At 79.1% G+C, this 645-nt stretch carries 1 protein-coding gene; it reads left to right on the top strand.

Features of this window, described 5'->3' with window-relative positions:
* Window positions 1–204: 204 nt before the first annotated feature.
* Window positions 205–645, top strand: a 441-nt coding sequence (locus KS423_RS46815; RefSeq protein WP_224285697.1) for a M48 family metalloprotease, incomplete at its 3' end; no start/stop codon positions are given.

Here is a 645-nt window from a genome sequence, read left to right as displayed (position 1 = left end):
CTGCGGGAGCTGCGCACCGCCCGGGCCGCGCTCCCGGCCCACGAGCACCGCGCGGCGCCCTGCGGCGAGCTCCGTACGGAGCCGTTCGACGGCCACCCCGCGGACCATGCCGACGGTCACCGTACGGACCGACCCGGCACCCACCGGCCGGACCGCGCCCCCTCCTCTGCCCGGCATTCGGACATGCGCCCCCCAGGCGCCTCCGTGCGCCGGTCACGCACCCCGGCGTGGCTGACCGCCCTGCTCCGGCCCACCGCGCTGCTCCGGCCCGCCGACCACCCGCTCACCGTCCTCGACGACGAGTGCGCCGACGCCTTCGCCCTGCCCGGGCGCCTGGGCCTCCCCGGCAGGCCGGGCGAACCCGGCCGGATCGTGGTCACCTCCGGCATGCTGCGTGCCCTCACCGCTCCCGAACGCTCCGCCCTGCTCGCGCACGAACGGGCCCACCTGACCGCCCGCCACCACCTCTTTCTCTCCCTCGCCGAGCACGCCGCCGGCGTCCACCCGGCACTCCGCCCGCTGCGAGCGCCCCTCGGGTACCACCTGGAGCGCTGGGCCGACGAGGTGGCAGCGGCCCGGGTCGGCGACCGTGCCGTGACCGCCCGCGCGGTCGGCCGGGCCGCCCTGGCCGCGAGCCGTTCCCCC

Origin of the sequence: Streptomyces sp. LS1784, from assembly GCF_020103755.1 — a bacterium.
GTDB lineage: Bacteria > Actinomycetota > Actinomycetes > Streptomycetales > Streptomycetaceae > Kitasatospora.
The sequence above is the reverse complement of the archived record's forward strand: the minus strand, read 5'-3'. Positions and strand labels throughout refer to the sequence as shown.